17 protein-coding genes are annotated in these 16,162 nt (G+C 63.7%); 7 read left to right on the top strand and 10 right to left on the bottom strand.

Going from position 1 to position 16,162, the window contains the following annotated elements; translation table 11 throughout:
* Positions 1-6 precede the first annotated feature (6 nt).
* Entirely contained in the window at positions 7-540 is a 534-nt protein-coding gene (ppa, locus tag P9A16_RS22460) for an inorganic diphosphatase (protein WP_024271123.1), read from the bottom strand.
* Between the two features lie 138 nt (positions 541-678).
* Between ppa and P9A16_RS22455 the strand changes: the two genes are divergently transcribed.
* A complete protein-coding gene (locus tag P9A16_RS22455; protein ID WP_024271122.1) occupies positions 679-1,281 on the top strand; it encodes a hypothetical protein in 603 nt (200 codons plus the stop codon).
* A gap of 14 nt (positions 1,282-1,295) precedes the next feature.
* Here the strand turns inward: P9A16_RS22455 and P9A16_RS22450 are convergent, their stop codons facing one another.
* The 8 genes from P9A16_RS22450 to P9A16_RS22415 form a co-directional block, all read right to left on the bottom strand.
* The gene (locus P9A16_RS22450) at positions 1,296-1,802 is read right to left on the bottom strand and encodes a GNAT family N-acetyltransferase (protein ID WP_023512151.1); all 507 of its coding nucleotides are present in this window, start codon (positions 1,800-1,802) and stop codon (positions 1,296-1,298) included.
* Between the two features lie 216 nt (positions 1,803-2,018).
* The gene (gene typA / locus P9A16_RS22445; RefSeq protein ID WP_023512152.1) at positions 2,019-3,848 is read right to left on the bottom strand and encodes a translational GTPase TypA; all 1,830 of its coding nucleotides are present in this window, start codon (positions 3,846-3,848) and stop codon (positions 2,019-2,021) included.
* A 133-nt stretch (positions 3,849-3,981) separates the two neighbouring features.
* Positions 3,982-5,544 carry an alkaline phosphatase D family protein gene (locus tag P9A16_RS22440; protein ID WP_023512153.1) on the bottom strand — a complete coding sequence of 521 codons (1,563 nt, stop codon included), beginning with the start codon at positions 5,542-5,544 and terminating at the stop codon, positions 3,982-3,984.
* A gap of 116 nt (positions 5,545-5,660) precedes the next feature.
* Entirely contained in the window at positions 5,661-6,311 is a 651-nt protein-coding gene (locus P9A16_RS22435; protein ID WP_023512154.1) for a septation protein A, read from the bottom strand.
* Positions 6,308-7,825, bottom strand: a complete 1,518-nt coding sequence (gene ftsY / locus P9A16_RS22430; protein ID WP_023512155.1) for a signal recognition particle-docking protein FtsY — start codon at positions 7,823-7,825, stop codon at positions 6,308-6,310. The genes P9A16_RS22435 and ftsY overlap by 4 nt, the downstream gene beginning before the upstream one ends.
* Positions 7,826-7,837: 12 nt before the next feature.
* Positions 7,838-9,115 (bottom strand): tRNA (N(6)-L-threonylcarbamoyladenosine(37)-C(2))-methylthiotransferase MtaB, encoded by a 1,278-nt coding sequence (gene mtaB, locus P9A16_RS22425; RefSeq protein WP_023512156.1) that lies wholly within the window; start codon positions 9,113-9,115, stop codon positions 7,838-7,840.
* Positions 9,112-10,011, bottom strand: coding sequence for a diaminopimelate epimerase (dapF, locus tag P9A16_RS22420; RefSeq protein WP_037408553.1), 900 nt, complete (start codon positions 10,009-10,011; stop codon positions 9,112-9,114). The genes mtaB and dapF overlap by 4 nt, the downstream gene beginning before the upstream one ends.
* 79 nt (positions 10,012-10,090) lie before the next feature.
* The gene (locus tag P9A16_RS22415; protein ID WP_023512158.1) at positions 10,091-11,173 is read right to left on the bottom strand and encodes an MBL fold metallo-hydrolase; all 1,083 of its coding nucleotides are present in this window, start codon (positions 11,171-11,173) and stop codon (positions 10,091-10,093) included.
* Here P9A16_RS22415 and P9A16_RS22410 point away from each other — a divergent pair.
* The 6 genes from P9A16_RS22410 to trmD all read left to right on the top strand — a co-directional run bounded on the left by P9A16_RS22410 (position 11,173) and on the right by trmD (position 15,248).
* The gene (locus P9A16_RS22410) at positions 11,173-11,481 is read left to right on the top strand and encodes a hypothetical protein (RefSeq protein WP_051758751.1); all 309 of its coding nucleotides are present in this window, start codon (positions 11,173-11,175) and stop codon (positions 11,479-11,481) included. The two genes, P9A16_RS22415 and P9A16_RS22410, sit on opposite strands and share 1 nt — an antisense overlap.
* Complete coding sequence (ffh, locus tag P9A16_RS22405; RefSeq protein WP_023512159.1) at positions 11,481-13,037, top strand: signal recognition particle protein; 1,557 nt, start codon at positions 11,481-11,483, stop codon at positions 13,035-13,037. The genes P9A16_RS22410 and ffh overlap by 1 nt, the downstream gene beginning before the upstream one ends.
* Before the next feature lie 11 nt (positions 13,038-13,048).
* A complete protein-coding gene (locus P9A16_RS22400) occupies positions 13,049-13,372 on the top strand; it encodes a chorismate mutase (RefSeq protein ID WP_023512160.1) in 324 nt (107 codons plus the stop codon).
* A gap of 35 nt (positions 13,373-13,407) precedes the next feature.
* Entirely contained in the window at positions 13,408-13,773 is a 366-nt protein-coding gene (gene rpsP, locus P9A16_RS22395) for a 30S ribosomal protein S16 (protein ID WP_023512161.1), read from the top strand.
* 199 nt (positions 13,774-13,972) lie between these two features.
* The gene (rimM, locus tag P9A16_RS22390) at positions 13,973-14,551 is read left to right on the top strand and encodes a ribosome maturation factor RimM (RefSeq protein WP_023512162.1); all 579 of its coding nucleotides are present in this window, start codon (positions 13,973-13,975) and stop codon (positions 14,549-14,551) included.
* A 1-nt stretch (position 14,552) separates the two neighbouring features.
* Positions 14,553-15,248 (top strand): tRNA (guanosine(37)-N1)-methyltransferase TrmD, encoded by a 696-nt coding sequence (gene trmD, locus P9A16_RS22385; RefSeq protein WP_278025940.1) that lies wholly within the window; start codon positions 14,553-14,555, stop codon positions 15,246-15,248.
* Here trmD and P9A16_RS22380 read toward each other — a convergent pair.
* A complete protein-coding gene (locus P9A16_RS22380; protein ID WP_023512164.1) occupies positions 15,230-15,976 on the bottom strand; it encodes a sulfite exporter TauE/SafE family protein in 747 nt (248 codons plus the stop codon). The genes trmD and P9A16_RS22380 overlap by 19 nt on opposite strands.
* Positions 15,977-16,162 lie beyond the last annotated feature (186 nt).

Here is a 16,162-nt window from a genome sequence, read left to right as displayed (position 1 = left end):
GATCGCTTACTTCTGCGCGTTGTAGCGATCGACCGCTTCGAGGATCATCTTCTTGGCGACCTTGACGTCTTCCCAGCCTGCGATCTTCACCCACTTGCCGGGTTCCAGATCCTTGTAGTGCGAGAAGAAGTGCTCGATCTGCTTCAGGGTGATTTCCGGCAGGTCGGTGTAGTTTTCGACCTTGTCGTAGCGGCGCGTCAGCTTCGGCACCGGCACGGCGATGATCTTCTCGTCCTTGCCGCCATCGTCTTCCATGACCAGTACGCCGATCGGGCGCACGTTGATCACGCAGCCCGGAACGAGCGGGCGGGTGTTGGCGATCAGGACGTCGATCGGGTCGCCGTCTTCCGAAAGCGTATGCGGCACGAAGCCGTAATTGCCCGGATAGGTCATCGGCGTGTAGAGGAAACGGTCGACGACGAGCGCGCCGGCTTCCTTGTCCATCTCGTACTTGATCGGATGGCCGCCGACCGGCACCTCGACAATGACGTTCACGTCATCCGGCGGGTTCTTGCCAACGGAAATCGCATCGATACGCATGGGGGGCTCCCTCAGGTGGAATGGTTCTGTTCGCGGGCTTCCTAATGCGAATCCCATTGCAGCGCAACATGACTTTCGCCGCAGGCGAATAGACGGCGCGCCTTCTCCGTCTCCTTGAAGACCGGAGGATGATGATCCATGCGCCTGATATCCCTTCTCTTTGTGGCAACCCTCGCCGCTTCGGCCGCCAAGGCCAACGAAAGCGCCTATTCCGACCGCAACCTCGATGCCTGCAAGACGCTTTCGCAGGAGGATGAAGGCCCGAGCATCACCCTCGAATGCGCCGGCTACAAGGGTTTTCCCGTCTACTTCAAGGAAGGCGACCTGCGCCAGAGCCAGGCCTATGGCCCGATCAGCAAGGCCTATCTCGATGAGGCCTTCGAGAGCTTCGGCCCGTTCAACCACACCAATGCCAAGATCGAATGGCGGATTGCGGCAGGTAAGCCCGTGGCGACCATCGTACGCTGGTTCGTCTCCGACCCGGAAACGACCAGCGATACGGACACGCGCTACGGCCAGGTCCTCGTCGTCTCGACAATCGCAACGGCGGAAAACCCGGAAAGCTGCGTCGTCGGCTATATCGACGCGCTGGAGAACAAGGACGCCAACGCGCTCGCCCGCACGGTGGCAGACGAGGAAGCACATGATTTCGCCTGCGGCGTAAGCGAGCCGCAATGGCATGGATCAAGAGGGAAACTGGCCGGCGAGCCGATGCGCCACCTGCCCGGCACCGCAGAATAGGGGCGCTGAATCCGTCAGGGCCAGATGAAGCCGAGCTTCTTCAATTCCTTGTCGCCGAAATTCTCCATGCCCTCGGCGATATCGCGCCCACCGGCGGAGCGGAAGAAGCGCTCTGCATGCTCGCTGTCTTCCAGGCACCAGACGATCATGCCCTGGCAGCCGAGCGACTTCAGAAGCCGCCGCGCCTCACCGAAGAGGAGGCGGCCGAGGCCGATACCCTGATATTCCGGCCGCAGGTAGAGTTCGTAGACCTCGCCTTCCTGCGGCAGCGCGCGGGCACGGTTGAGGCCCAGCGTAGCGTAGCCCGCCACCGTGCCGGCAACGTCGAGCACCAACAAGGTCGCAGGACCGCGTGTCGCCTTGCGCCACCAGGTCTCACCCCGGCGATCAACCATCTGGATAAGCGGCTTGTGCGGAATGAGGCCGCCATAGGCCTGCAGCCACGATACCCGATGCGTCTCGGATATCGCGCGCGCGTCCTGCGGCTCGGCGCGCCGCACATCGATCGACAGTGTCTTCATAACACGACTCATATTCCGGCACCGATTCCACCGGAATCCCGCAGGGCGCGGAGGCTTCCATTGCCCACAGGCGAGTTCCGGGCGGCACATAGAAAAGTTAACGCTTTTTTAACAGGCGTCACAAGTCGTAAAACGATGACACACACATGAAAAACCCCGGCGCCCATCTGTCATGGGCGCCGGGGTTCAAAACTGTGCCGTTTCGGAAAAAGCCGGTCAGGCCGCGCCGGCCGAACGCTGCTTTTCGAATCGCTTGCGGTCGTTCGCGTCGAGGTGGAGCTTGCGCAGGCGGATCGACTTCGGCGTCACTTCCACGAGTTCGTCGTCCTGGATCCAGGAAAGCGCGCGCTCCAGCGTCATCTTGATCGGCGGCGTCAGGCGCACGGCTTCATCCTTGCCGGCGGCGCGGATGTTGGTGAGCTTCTTGCCCTTCAGCACGTTCACTTCGAGATCGTTGTCACGCGTGTGGATGCCGACGATCATGCCCATATAGACCTTCTCGCCCGCGTCGATGACCATCGGGCCGCGGTCTTCCAGGTTGAACAGCGCGTAGGCGACGGCTTCACCGGCTTCGTTGGAGAGCAGCACGCCGTTGACGCGGCCACCGATCTCGCCCTTGTAAGGCTGGTAGTCATGGAACAGGCGGTTCATGATCGCCGTGCCGCGCGTGTCCGTCAGAAGCTCCGACTGGTAGCCGATGAGACCGCGGGTCGGGGCGAAGAACACGAGACGCACGCGGTTGCCGCCGGAGGGGCGCAGCTCGACCATCTCGGCCTTGCGCTCCGACATCTTCTGCACGACGACGCCGGAATGCTCTTCATCGACGTCGATGACGACTTCCTCGATCGGCTCCAGCATCTGGCCGGTCGTCTCGTCCTTGTGCATGACGACGCGCGGACGCGAGACGGCAAGCTCGAACCCTTCGCGGCGCATGGTTTCGATGAGAACGGCAAGCTGCAATTCGCCGCGGCCGGAAACGAAGAACGAATCCTTGTCGCCCGACTCTTCGATCTTCAGCGCGACGTTGCCTTCGGCTTCCTTGAAGAGGCGGTCACGGATGACGCGGCTCGTGACCTTGTCGCCTTCGGTGCCGGCGAGCGGCGAATCGTTGACGATGAAGGACATGGTGACGGTCGGCGGGTCGATCGGCTGGGCCTTCATCGCCTCGGAAACCGAGGGGTCGCAGAACGTGTCGGCGACCGTGCCCTTGGTGAGGCCGGCAATGGCGACGATGTCACCCGCATGGGCTTCGTCGATAGCCGTACGCTCGATGCCGCGGAAGGCGAGGATCTTCGAGATACGGCCGTTTTCGATGAGCTTGCCGTCCTGGCCCAGAACCTTGACGGCCTGGTTCGGCTTGATCGAGCCGGAATGGATGCGGCCGGTGATGATACGGCCGAGGAAGGGATTGGCTTCGAGGATCGTGCCGATCATGCGGAACGGGCCTTCGGCAACGGTGGGCTCGGGAACGTGCTTGAGCACGAGGTCGAGCAGCGGCGCCATGCCTTCGTCCTGCGGGCCTTCCGGATTGACGTTCATCCAGCCGTTGCGGCCCGAACCGTAGAGGATCGGGAAGTCGAGCTGCTCGTCGGTGGCGTCGAGGTTGGCGAACAGGTCGAACACCTCGTTCAGCACTTCCTCGTGGCGGCCGTCCGGACGGTCGATCTTGTTGATCGCGACGATCGGCTTCAGACCGACCTTCAGCGCCTTGCCGACCACGAACTTGGTTTGCGGCATCGGGCCTTCCGACGAATCGACGAGAACGATCGCGCCATCCACCATCGAGAGGATGCGCTCCACTTCGCCGCCGAAATCGGCGTGGCCGGGCGTGTCGACGATGTTGATACGCGTTCCCTTCCATTCCACCGAAGTTGCCTTGGCGAGGATGGTGATGCCGCGTTCTTTTTCGATGTCGTTGGAGTCCATCACGCGCTCGGCGACGCGCTGGTTTTCACGGAACGAACCGGACTGTTTCAGGAGCTCGTCGACGAGTGTGGTCTTGCCATGGTCGACGTGCGCGATGATCGCGATATTGCGGATGGACATGGTTTAATCTCTGAGGTTCGGGGCGCGCGGTATGGGGGGCGCCGTCTTCAATGGCCGGGCTCTTACATGCTTTTCCGCAAATGCGAAAGGGGCGGGCTGCAACTCTGTTGCCCGCGCCGCGCGGAGCTCGGCCTCACGACGGGCGCACCGGCGGCAGGGTAATGTTCCAAAGCTCGCGATCTTCCCGGTCCATCAGGCGCACCGTCATCTCCTCGCTCGCCCCGTTTATGTCAACCAGGCCGAAGAACTGCAGGCCGGCCGAGGGCGGCAGGTTGCTGTCGATGCCGCCCTTGGAAGACTTGATGAACCGCACCTCCGGTCCGAAGGTCATGTCGAGCGGTTTCGGTCCGTAGGTGCCGGAATGCAGCGGCCCGGAGACGAATTCCCAGAACGGATTGAATTCTTGAAACTTTGCCCGCGACGGATCGTAGTGGTGTGCAGCCGTGTAATGCACGTCCGCGGTCAGCCAGACAACGTTGTGGATGGCGTTGTCGCGCATGAAGGAGAGCAGATCCGCGATCTCCCGTTCGCGCGCCGCAGGCGGGCCGTTGAGCCCGTCCGCCACGCCTTCATAGCCGAGACTGTTCGAAAAATCGTCCCAGATGACGAGGCCAAGCGGCATATCGCAGGCGATCACCTTCCAGACGGCCTCAGAGGCCGCGAGCTCCCGCCGCAGCCAATCCGCCTGCCGCCAGCCGAAAAGGCCGTTCTCGGTGCCGCCCCGGTTCGGGCTGCGATAGGACCGGAGATCGACGAAGAAGACGTCGAGCAGCGGCCCGTAAGCGACTTTGCGGAAGATGCGGCCGGGCTCGGTCGGGAAATACCGGATCGGCGTCATCTCGTGGAAGGCGCGCCGGGCACGCTGTTCGTAGACGCCGATCTCCTTTTCCGGATAGCGCCGGTCATCCGAAAGGTCGCTCGATTCCGACCAGTTGTTCAAGACCTCGTGGTCGTCCCACTGGAAGAAGGTCGGGCATTGCGTGTTGAAGGACAGAAGGTGCTCGTCGAGCAGATTGTATTTCCACTGCCCACGAAACTCTTCCAGCGTGCGCGCCACGTTGCGCTTCTCGTCCGTGACGATGCGGTTCTTCCAGACCCCGCCATCCCGCAGCGGGATTTCATCCGGGATCGGACCATCCGCATAAACGGTGTCGCCGGAATGGATGAAAAAGTCCGGCTCGTGGCGCAGCATGGTCGAATAGGTCTTCATGCCGACATCGTCGATGCCCCAGCCCTGCCCGGCGGTGTCGCCCGACCAGACGAAGCGCACCGAGCGCTTGCGCATCGGCGCCGTGCGGAAGCGGCCGACGATCGGCTCTGAGACAAGGTGGCTGGAATAGGGATCGCTGGCGGTGAAGCGATAGAAAATATCCTGGTCCGGCAGGAGGCCCTGCAGCATCGTCTTGACCGTATGATCCGAAGCGCCGAACGCCTTCTGGACCGGCAGGCGCGTTGCATCGAGGAAGCTTTCGGTGGTAGAACATTCCAGCGTCAGTTCCGCAGGACGATCGACCCGCGCCCAGACCATGCCGGAGGAACAATCGACATCACCCGACTGCACGCCATGGGAAAAGACCGGACTGCCGTGGCGTCGCTTGTAGTAGGGAACGGCGAGCGCCGAGGAGGTTGCAAGCGCCCCGGCCCCTGCGGTGAGAAGAAACGAGCGCCGCGTCAGCGTCTCGGGAACAATCGCCATGCCACCTCCGGCCAAGCCCGCGAATCGACGGGCAGACCATGAGTCCTGAGCGTGTCAGTCCGGTAACGGGACGATGACGTTTCGCCAAAGTTTCGGTGACGGGACGATGACGCTTTTTACGGCGCCTTGCCTTCTTCCGGCTGTTCGATCGAGTGACGCATGATCAGCGGCATCTGCGAGAGCGTGAAGAGAATGGTGATGGGCATGGTACCCCAGACCTTGAAGGCGACCCAGAAATCCGTCGAGAACGAGCGCCAGACCACTTCATTGAGCACCGCGAGAAAGACGAAGAACAGGCCCCAGCGCAGCGTCAGCTTGCGCCAGCCCTCGTCGGTGAGCTTGAAGGCGGCGTGGAAGACGTAGCCGAGCAGCGACTTGCCGAAGAGAAGGCCGCCGAGCAGGATCGCACCGAACAGCGAATTGACGATCGTGGGCTTCATCTTGATGAAGGTGTCGTTCTGCAGCCACAGCGTCAACGCGCCGAAAACGAAGACGACGACGCCCGAGATCAGCGGCATCATCGGCAGGGTGCGCGTCAGGATCCAGGAGACGACGAGGGCGATCGCCGTCGCGGCCATGAAGAGGCCCGTAGCGATGAAGATCGGCCCGCCCATTTCGGCCAGCACCGGGAATTTTTCCGCAAGCCATTCGCCGCGCGAATTGGCGAAGAAGAACACGGCAAGTGGCCCAAGCTCCAGCACCATCTTGAGAAGCGGGCTGATCTTCTCCTCCGCCTTGGCGGGGGCGTCCAGCGTTGCCTTGCTCATGCCTCAACTCCTGCGATCGCTTCCGCGAAATCCTTGGCCTCGAAGGGTTCGAGATCGTCGATCCCCTCCCCGACGCCGATGAAATAGACCGGCAGCTTGTGCTTGGCGGCAATGGCCACAAGAATGCCGCCGCGGGCCGTACCGTCCAATTTTGTCATGATCAGGCCCGTGACGCCCGCAACGTTGCGGAAAATCTCCACCTGGTTCATGGCGTTCTGCCCGGTGGTTGCGTCGAGCGTCTGGAGAACGGTGTGTGGCGCGTCCGGATCGAGCTTGCCGAGCACGCGCACGATCTTTTCCAGCTCCGCCATCAGTTCCGTCTTGTTCTGCAAGCGACCAGCCGTGTCGATGATCAGGACGTCACTCTTCTTCAGCTTCGCCTGCTCATAGGCCTCATAGGCCAGCCCCGCAGCATCCGCACCGAGTTTCGAGGAGACGATGTCGGACCCGGTGCGCTCCGCCCAGATCTTCAACTGCTCGATGGCAGCCGCGCGGAATGTGTCGCCCGCCGCCATCATCACCTTCAGGCCTGCGCCCGAAAGCTTGGCCGCCAGCTTGCCGATCGTCGTCGTCTTGCCGGTGCCGTTGACGCCGACGACGAGGATGACATGCGGCTTGTGGTTGAGATCGAGCGCCAGCGGTTTTGCGACGGGTCCCAGAACCTTGGTGATCTCACTCGCCATGATGCGCGAAACATCCGAACCGGTGACATCCTTGCCATAGCGTTCGGAAGCAAGCGTATCGGTGATGCGCAGCGCCGTCTCCACGCCGAGATCGGCCTGGATCAGCAGGTCTTCGAGATCCTGCAGCGTGTCGTCGTCGAGCTTGCGCTTGGTGAAGAGGCTGGTGATCTGCCCGGTGAGCTGCGAGGAGGTGCGGGCAAGCCCGTCTCGCAGGCGCTGGAACCAGGTGCGCTTGACTTGCGGCACCGAAGCCTCCACCGCCAGCTCGCGCGCCACCGTCGCAAAACCCTTCGGCAGGACGGGCGCCTCGGCTCTCGGCTCGCTGCGCATCGCCTCCTCAAGGACCCGATCCTCCACCTCGGTGGGTATGGTCTCCTCCACCGGTACGATCTCGTTTTCCGGCTCGGCCGCCTCTTCCGTCGCTACAGGCTCGGCCTCGACAATCTCCTCGGCAGGAGCAGCAGGCTCTTCCTCGGCGACCTCCTCCACTATCTCGGCAGCAGGCACGTCATCCGCCGGGCCACCGGCAGTCTCGATTTCGGCCGGCGCGACCGGATCCTCCGCAACGGGCAATTCCGGGGCGTGCGGCAGCGGATAGATATCGGGTTCGGTTTCGTCGGGCACATGGTGCGCCGCTTCAGGATTGGCGGCCTCCGCCTCATCGAGCAGCGCATCCCGTTCTTCAACCGCCACAGGTTCCAGGATTTCTGCAACCGGCTCCGGCGTGGCGTCCTCGACCCTGGCGACAGCAGGCGCCTCCACCTCCGGCTTCTGCTCAGGGGCGGTGTCTTTTCCGAACGTGAATATCTTCTTGATGAAGCCGAGGGCCATGAAGGATGTCCGCTAGTTATGCGAGAGGGCGGTTTCGGGCCGCATCGTCAGGTGTTTTCCATTGTGGCCGGTGATCGTGACCGGCACAAGATCGCGGGCCTCAAGGCCTGCAGCATCGACGAGCGTGAAGTTTTCCGTATGGGCAAGGCCGTTGTTCTCGACAAGGATCATTTCCCGCTTCCCGATCATGGACACGAGATGGGCCTCGTGGAGCCGTTTTCCAGTCTCGCGCAGGCGGCCGGCGCGCTCTTTGACGAGCGCGCGGTCAAGCTGCGGCATGCGCGCGGCCGGCGTGCCGGGGCGCGGGCTGTAGGGAAAGACATGCAGATGCGCGATGCCGCAGTCTTCGGCAAGCCGCGCCGCATTGGCGAACATGTCCTCGGTTTCGGTCGGAAAGCCGGCGATCATGTCAGCGCCGAAGCTGGCCTCCGGGCGAAGCTCCCGCACGCGCCCGCAGAAGGCGCGCGCATCGGCGCTGGAATGGCGGCGCTTCATGCGTTTCAGGATCAGGTCGTCGCCGTGCTGGAGTGACAGATGCAGGTGCGGCATGAAGCGCGGCTCGTCCGCGATCAGGTCCCAGAGATGATCGTCCGCCTCTATGCTGTCGATCGAGGACAGGCGCAGACGGCGGATGTCCGGCACCTGCTTCAAAAGCGTTTTCGCAAGGTAGCCGAGGCTCGGCTTACCCGGCAGGTCCGCGCCGTAGCTGGTGGCGTCGACGCCCGTCAGCACGATCTCGCAATAACCGCTTTCGGTGAGTTTTCGCGCCTGATCGACGACGGCGCCCATCGGCACCGATCGGGAATTGCCGCGGCCATAGGGGATGATGCAGAAGGTGCAGCGATGGTCGCAGCCGTTCTGTACCTGCACGAAGGCGCGCACATGACCGTCGATCAGCTTCACCATCTGCGGCGCGGTCTCTCGCACGCTCATGATGTCGTTGACGCGCAGCTTCTCTTCCGCCGAGACGCCGAAATCCGGCAGCGCGCGGTAGGCTGTGCTTTTCAGCTTCTCCTCGTTGCCGAGCACGGCATCGACTTCCGGCATCTCGGCAAAGGTATGCTTCTCCGTCTGCGCGGCGCAGCCGGTGACGATGATGCGGGCATGCGGATTGTCGCGCCGCGCGCGGCGGATCGCCTGGCGAGCCTGGCGCACGGCTTCACCCGTCACGGCGCAGGTGTTCACCAGCACGGCATTGTTGAGCCCCGCCTTCTCGGCCTCGGCACGCATCACTTCCGATTCGTAGGTGTTGAGCCGACAGCCGAAGGTTATGACCGTAACGCCGCTCAAAGGGCGGCCGCCTCGGCATCATCCCGGCGGAAGGCGCCGGTCGAGGGATCAAGCGTGCCCGACCATTCCCACTCAGCCGGCCCGGTCATGATGACGTGATCGTCGTCGCGCCATTCGATGGTCAGCACGCCGCGGTTCGGGCTGCTCGCGACGGTGATTGCCACCTTGCGGCCCGTGCGGCCCGTGCGTGCGCCGGAAACGCCGGCCGCACAGGCGGCCGAGCCGCAGGCGAGCGTCAGCCCCGCACCGCGTTCCCAGGTGCGCGTGGTCATTGCCTCGGGGGATGTGACCTGCGCCAGCGTGATATTCGCCTTTTCGGGGAACATAGGGTGGTTTTCGAGCAGCGGGCCGAAGCGGTCGAGATCGAAGCTCATCGGATCGCGATCGACCCAGAAGACGGCATGGGGATTGCCCATCGACATCGCCGCGGGCGAGTGCAGCACCGGCGCGTCGATCGGCCCGATCTGCAATTCGATGCGGCTCGTATCGAAGAATTCTTCGGCAAGCGGGATGCGGTCCCATTCGAAGACCGGCTTGCCCATGTCGACCGAGATCGTGCCGTCTTCATGTTCGACAGCGTTAAGAATGCCGGCGACGGTCTGGAAGGTGAAAACCTTCTTGCCCATCTCGGCGGCCAGTGCCTGCACGACGCAGCGCGTGCCGTTGCCACAGGCCTGCGCCTTGGAGCCGTCGCAATTGATGATGTCGATGAAGGCATCGGTGCCGTCGACCTTCGGGTCGTGGATCGCCATGATCTGGTCGAAGCGGGTGGCGGGATCAGCATTGAGGGCGATCGCCGCCTGCGGCGTCACGACATCGCCGCGGCCGCGCATGTCCACGACTAGGATCAGGTTTCCCAGCCCGTTCATCTTCGCGAAATCGACCGTCTTTGTCATCACACTCTGCCCGTTTGGGCCGAACACGCCCATTGCGCGCGTATATGGCCGAAAAGCCCGCGGATTTCCAGTGCCTCGCTCAGACCGCGGCCGCGGGAACCTCGAACACCTCACCCGGCCGGAGCGCACGAAACCGTTCGCGGGCAATGCCGGCCGCATCGAGTGCCGCCGCCAGCGCGGCAAGCGGCTCGTCGATCGCCTCGTTCGTCAGCCGGAAGGTACCCCAATGATGGCCCGCGACATAGGCCGCACCGGAGGCGGCCATGCCCTGAACCGCCTCGTCCGGGTTCTGATGCTGCGGACGCATGAACCAGCGCGGCTCATAAGCGCCGAACGGCAGGTTGGCGAGCCGGATTGCACCGTGTTTCTCGCGGATCTTCCGATAGTTGATGCCCTTGTGAAAGCCCGTATCGCCGATGTGGTAGATTTTGCCGCCCGGCGTCTCCACGAGGAAGGCGGACCAGAGCGCCATACGCCGGTCGCCGAGCCCGCGCGCCGACCAGTGATGGCAGGGCTCGCAGTGAAGCGTCACGCCCTCGGCCACTGCCAACACGCCACCCCAATCCATCGTCGTGATCAGCGCCTTGTCGACCGTTGGCGCGATGATCCGGTCATTGCCGAGCGGCGTGACGATACGGCACTGGTCCCGCTCCGCGAGCACTTTCAATGTCGCAAGGTCGAGATGGTCGTAGTGATTGTGCGTGACTAGCACGAGGTCGATCTTCGGCAGATCGGCAAGGCGGATACCCGGCGGATTGACGCGTTTGGGACCGGCGAAGGTGAAGGGGCTGGCGCGGTCGCTCCAGACGGGATCGGTGAGGATGTTGAGGCCCGCCGTCTGGATGAGCACCGCCGCATGGCCAACCAGCGTCACGACGAGGCGATCACCGGCAACGCGCGCCTCCGGCACGGCGGCTGGAAAGGGGCTCGGCCAATTGGCCGGCCAGGCCGCTCGCCCGCCCCCGAACTGCCAGCGCATCAGCTCGAAGAAGTTGTTCGGCTCCTCGCCATCCGGATTGAAGAAATGCGCACCGTTGAAATGATCGCTGGCCGGCCCCTCGTAATAACGATTGGCCGCAAAGGTGCGGCTCGCAAAGGCACCGCCCGCCAGCGTCGCCAGCGCGCCAAGGCTCGACCATTTGAGAAACGTACGACGGTTCATTGACAAAAGATAAGGTGCGCCAGGCCATGCTGCAACGCGACGGCATGGCTTCGCGAAAATGTTACGAACCGCCGGATTTACCCGCCGTCCTTGACTTTCCAGCCTCTTTGCTGTTTAAGCCGCGCCATCAGCGACAAGTGACAATGCTTGAAGCCGCCGACCGGGACCCATTGCGGTATAAACAGATCCCGGAGGTCAACACCCGACAGCGCGATGCGCCCTCGGGTGCTTTTTGGCTTTGCGTCTTGTTTTTGTCGCCGATTGCACCGACGTTTCCGCCTGACGCGGAAACAACAAGGAAGACGTGATGTTTGAAACACTCCAGGACCGCCTTGGCTCCATTCTGAATGGATTGACAGGCCGTGGCGCGCTTTCCGAGGCGGATGTCTCGGCGGCGCTGCGCGAGGTCCGCCGTGCGCTGCTCGAAGCGGACGTGGCGCTGGAAGTGGTGCGTTCCTTCACCGATGCAGTGCGCGAAAAGGCCGTCGGCGCGGAAATCCTGAAGTCGATCAAGCCCGGCCAGATGGTCGTCAAACTCGTGCATGACGAGCTGATCTCGATGCTCGGCTCCGAGGGCGTGTCGATCGACCTCAATGCCGCCGCTCCGGTCGTCATCATGATGGTCGGCCTGCAGGGCTCCGGTAAAACGACCACCTCTGGCAAGATCGCCAACCGGCTGAAGACGCGCGACAAGAAGAAGGTCCTGATGGCCTCGCTCGACACGCGCCGTCCGGCCGCGCAGGAGCAGCTTCGCCAGCTCGGCGTCCAGACCGGCATCGATACGCTGCCGATCATTCAAGGCCAGTCGCCGACCGATATCGCCGCGCGCGCCGTGCAGGCCGCAAAGCTCGGCGGCCATGACGTCGTCATCCTCGATACCGCCGGCCGCACCCATATCGACGAGCCGCTGATGATCGAGATGGCGGAGATCAAGCGGAAGTCCAATCCGCACGAGATCCTGCTCGTCGCCGACGCGCTGACCGGCCAGGACGCCGTCAACCTCGCCCGCAATTTCGACGACCGCGTCGGCATTACCGGCCTCGTGCTCACCCGCATGGACGGCGACGGCCGCGGCGGTGCGGCCCTTTCCATGCGCGCCGTCACCGGCAAGCCGATCAAGCTGATCGGCGTCGGCGAGAAGATGGGCGAGCTGGAAGAATTCCATCCCCGCCGCGTTGCCGACCGCATCCTCGGCATGGGTGACATCGTCTCGCTCGTCGAGAAGGCGGCGGAAAATATCGACGCCGAGAAGGCGGCCGCCATGGCCGCCAAGATGGCCAAGGGCAAGTTCGACCTGAACGACCTCGCCGACCAGCTGCGCCAGATGCAGAAGATGGGCGGCATGGGCGGCATCATGGGCCTGATGCCCGGCATGGCCGGCATGAAGGACAAGATGTCCGCCGCCGGCCTCGACGACAAGCTGTTCGGCCGCCAGATCGCCATCATCAATTCGATGACCAAGGCCGAGCGCGCCAACCCCGACATGCTGAAGCATTCCCGCAAGAAACGCATCGCCGCCGGCTCCGGCACGGATGCGGCCGACATCAACAAGCTTCTGAAGATGCACCGCCAGATGGCGGACATGATGAAGATGATGGGCGGCAAGAAGGGCGGCATGATGAAGCAGATGATGGGCGGTCTTGCCAGCAAGATGGGCCTTGGCGGCATGGGCGGCATGCCCGATCTCTCCAGCATGGACCCGAAGCAGCTCGAAGCGCTCGCCAAGCAGGCGGAAGCCGCCGGCATCAAGCCGGGCGGCCTGCCGGGCCTTGGCGGCGGCGGTGGCCTTCCGGGCCTCGGTGGCGGGCGCCTGCCCGGTCTCGGCGGCCTGCCGGGTCTTCCCGGCCTGCCCAAGAAGAAGTGAGGGAATTGCCGATGACGATCGACCAAGAGGTCAAGAAGCAATTGGGGGAATACCGGCAGTCGATCGACAATATCGACGCGGCCCTTGTGCATATGCTCGCCGAACGCTTCCGCTGCACCCAGGCGGTGGGCGTCCTGAAGGCGACGCATGAACTGCCGCCGGCCGATCCGGCGCGCGAGGAATACCAGATCGAACGCCTCCGCCGCCTGGCGAAGGATGCCAATCTGGATCCGGATTTCGCGGAGAAGTTCCTGAACTTCATCATCCGCGAGGTGATCCGGCACCATGAAGCCATTGCCGCTGAACACAGCGGCGTCAACCAGAACACCGCTTGAAAAAAGCGGCCACGTCACATCCAAGGAGTAATGACATGTCCCTGAAAATCCGTCTCGCCCGCGGTGGCTCCAAGAAGCGCCCGTACTACCAGATCGTCGTTGCCGACGCCCGCTCGCCGCGCGACGGCCGCTTCCTGGAAAAGCTCGGTTCCTGGAACCCGATGCTCGGCAAGGACGACGCCAACCGCGTCCAGATCGATGCCGACCGCGCCAAGGAATGGCTTGCCAAGGGCGCCCAGCCGACCGACCGCGTTGCCCGCTTCCTCGATGAAGCCGGCGTCGTGAAGCGCGACACCCGCAACAACCCGGAAAAGGCAAAGCCGGGCAAGAAGGCGCTCGAGCGCGCTGCCGAAAAGAAGCAGAAGGAAGAAGACGCCGCTGCTGCCGCCGCTGGCGAATAATCCCTCGCGACGAGCCTCCCCTCCGTCATGCTCGGGCTTGACCCGGGCATCCACCCGCCGCACATGAGGCGTGGATGACGTCAGCGGATGGGCGAGGTTCTTTACCAAGCTGACGGGCGGCGCTTCACGCCGCCCGTTTTCATTTGGAGCCTTGCCACGAACATCGTAAGAGGCTCCACAAACCACACGGAACCAAACCATGGCGAAACTGGAAAATCCCGTCCTCATGGGCACCGTCGGCGCGGCGCAGGGCCTGCGTGGCGAAGTCCGTGTGAAATCCTACACGATCGACCCGACGGCGATCGGCGACTACGGCCATCTGCATACCGAGGACGGCCGGTCTTTCGAGGTGCTTGAAGTGCGCGAGGCGAAGAACGTCGTCGTGGTGCGTTTTCGCGGCATCAACGACCGCAACGCCGCCGAGGCACTGAACGGTACCGACCTCTACATCGAGCGCGACAACCTGCCGGACGAGGAGCTGGACGAGGACGAGTTCTTCTACGCCGACCTTGAAGGGCTGGAAGCCGTCGATACCGCCGGCCGCAGCCACGGCAAGGTGACCGGCATCTTCGATTTCGGCGCCGGCGATCTTCTCGAGCTCAAGGGGCCGGGCAAACGGCCCGTGCTCATTCCCTTCTCCGAAGCGGCCGTGCTGGAGATCGACGTCGAAGGCGGGCGCCTTCTGATCGATGCCGTCGCCGCAGGCCTGGAAGAGGAAGAGAGCGAAGGTCCAGGCAGCAGGCGCCGCCGTCCGCCGCAAGAAGACGGCGGGGAATGACGTGGCTTTCCGCGCCACCATCCTGACGCTCTATCCGGAGATGTTCCCGGGTTTTCTCGGCCAATCGCTTTCCGGCAAGGCGCTCGTCCGCGGCGACTGGGCGCTCGACTGCGTGCAGATCCGCGATTTCACCACCGACCGCCACCGCACCGTCGACGACACACCGGCCGGCGGCGGCGCGGGCATGGTGCTGAAGCCCGACGTTCTCGCCCGTGCCATCGACCATGCCTCCGACGGAGACAGCCGTCCGCGCCTCTTGATGAGCCCTCGCGGCCGTCCCCTGACGCAGGCGCGCGTGCGGGAACTGGCGGCGGGCGACGGCGTAATCATCGTCTGCGGTCGCTTCGAGGGGGTCGACCAGCGCGTCATCGATGGCCGCCAGCTCGAAGAGGTCTCGATCGGTGACTACATCCTCTCCGGCGGCGAGCCGGCGGCGATGATCCTGCTCGACGCCATCATCCGCATCCTGCCGGGCGTCATGGGCAATGTGCTCTCGGGCGAGCAAGAGAGCTTCGAAGGCGGGTTGCTGGAGCACCCGCACTATACCCGCCCGCAGGTCTGGGAAGGCATGGAGATTCCCGGTGTCCTCACCTCCGGTCACCATGCGGCGATCGAAAAGTGGCGACGCAAGGAGGCAGAGACGCTGACGCGCGAGCGACGGCCGGATCTTCTCGCCACTCAGCCCGTCACGAAATAATAGATCGTCAACGCGATACCGACCGCGACGACCAGGCCGCGGATGACCGGCTGCGGCACGCGCCGTGCCGCCCAGACTCCGGACCAGCCGCCGAGCGCCGCCGCCGGCACCATGACCGCCGCTTGCGGCCAGCCGACCACATTGCCACTGGCAAAAACGACGATCGCCATGCCGGCAATCACCACGGCAAGGAAGTTCTTCAGCGCATTCAGGCGATGGTAGTCACCGCCCTTGGTGAGACCGAGAACGGCGAGCGTCATGATGCCCATGCCGGCGCCGAAGAAGCCGCCATAGATAGAGGTGACGAACTGGCCGACAAGGCCGAACGGCGTGATCGGCTTTTCCGGGCTCAGCGTCTTGGGCTTCAGATAGGGTCCGGCGGCGAAGATGGCGGTCGCCGCCAACAACAGCCATGGCACCAGCGCCCGGAAGGACGGGTTGGAGAGCGACAACAGCAGCAGCGCCCCGGCAAGCCCGCCGACAAGCGAGAGCGCCCCGAGCAGCGCAGCCTCGCGCCAGTCGGCCCTGATCTCCTTGGCATAGGCAAGCGAGGAGGTGACGTAGCCGGGGAACTGGGTGATCGAGGACGTGGCATTGGCAACGATCGGTGGCAGGCCGGCCAGTGTCATCGCACCAAAGGTGAGGAAGGTGCCGCCACCGGCGATCGCATTGACCACGCCGGACAGGAATCCGGCAACGAACAGCAAAACGGCATCGGCAAGCGTCATGATCTTTCCACCCGCAGCCGCAAAGAAGCGCGGCCTCCTCCGCAAAGCGTGATAACGTGGTGCCGCTGGCCCGGCAAGGCCCGAAAAACCGCCTCTCCCGTGCGGATTCTTTTGCATCGGGGATGACAAGCCGGTTCGATTGGTGTATTGGCCCGCACGGATTTGGGATTACCTCCCGCCGACCTG

Origin of the sequence: Shinella sp. 838 (assembly GCF_029623935.1) — a bacterium.
In the GTDB taxonomy this organism is placed as follows: Bacteria; Pseudomonadota; Alphaproteobacteria; order Rhizobiales; family Rhizobiaceae; genus Shinella.
Note: the sequence above shows the minus strand (reverse complement) of the source record. Positions and strands in the feature narration are given on the sequence as shown.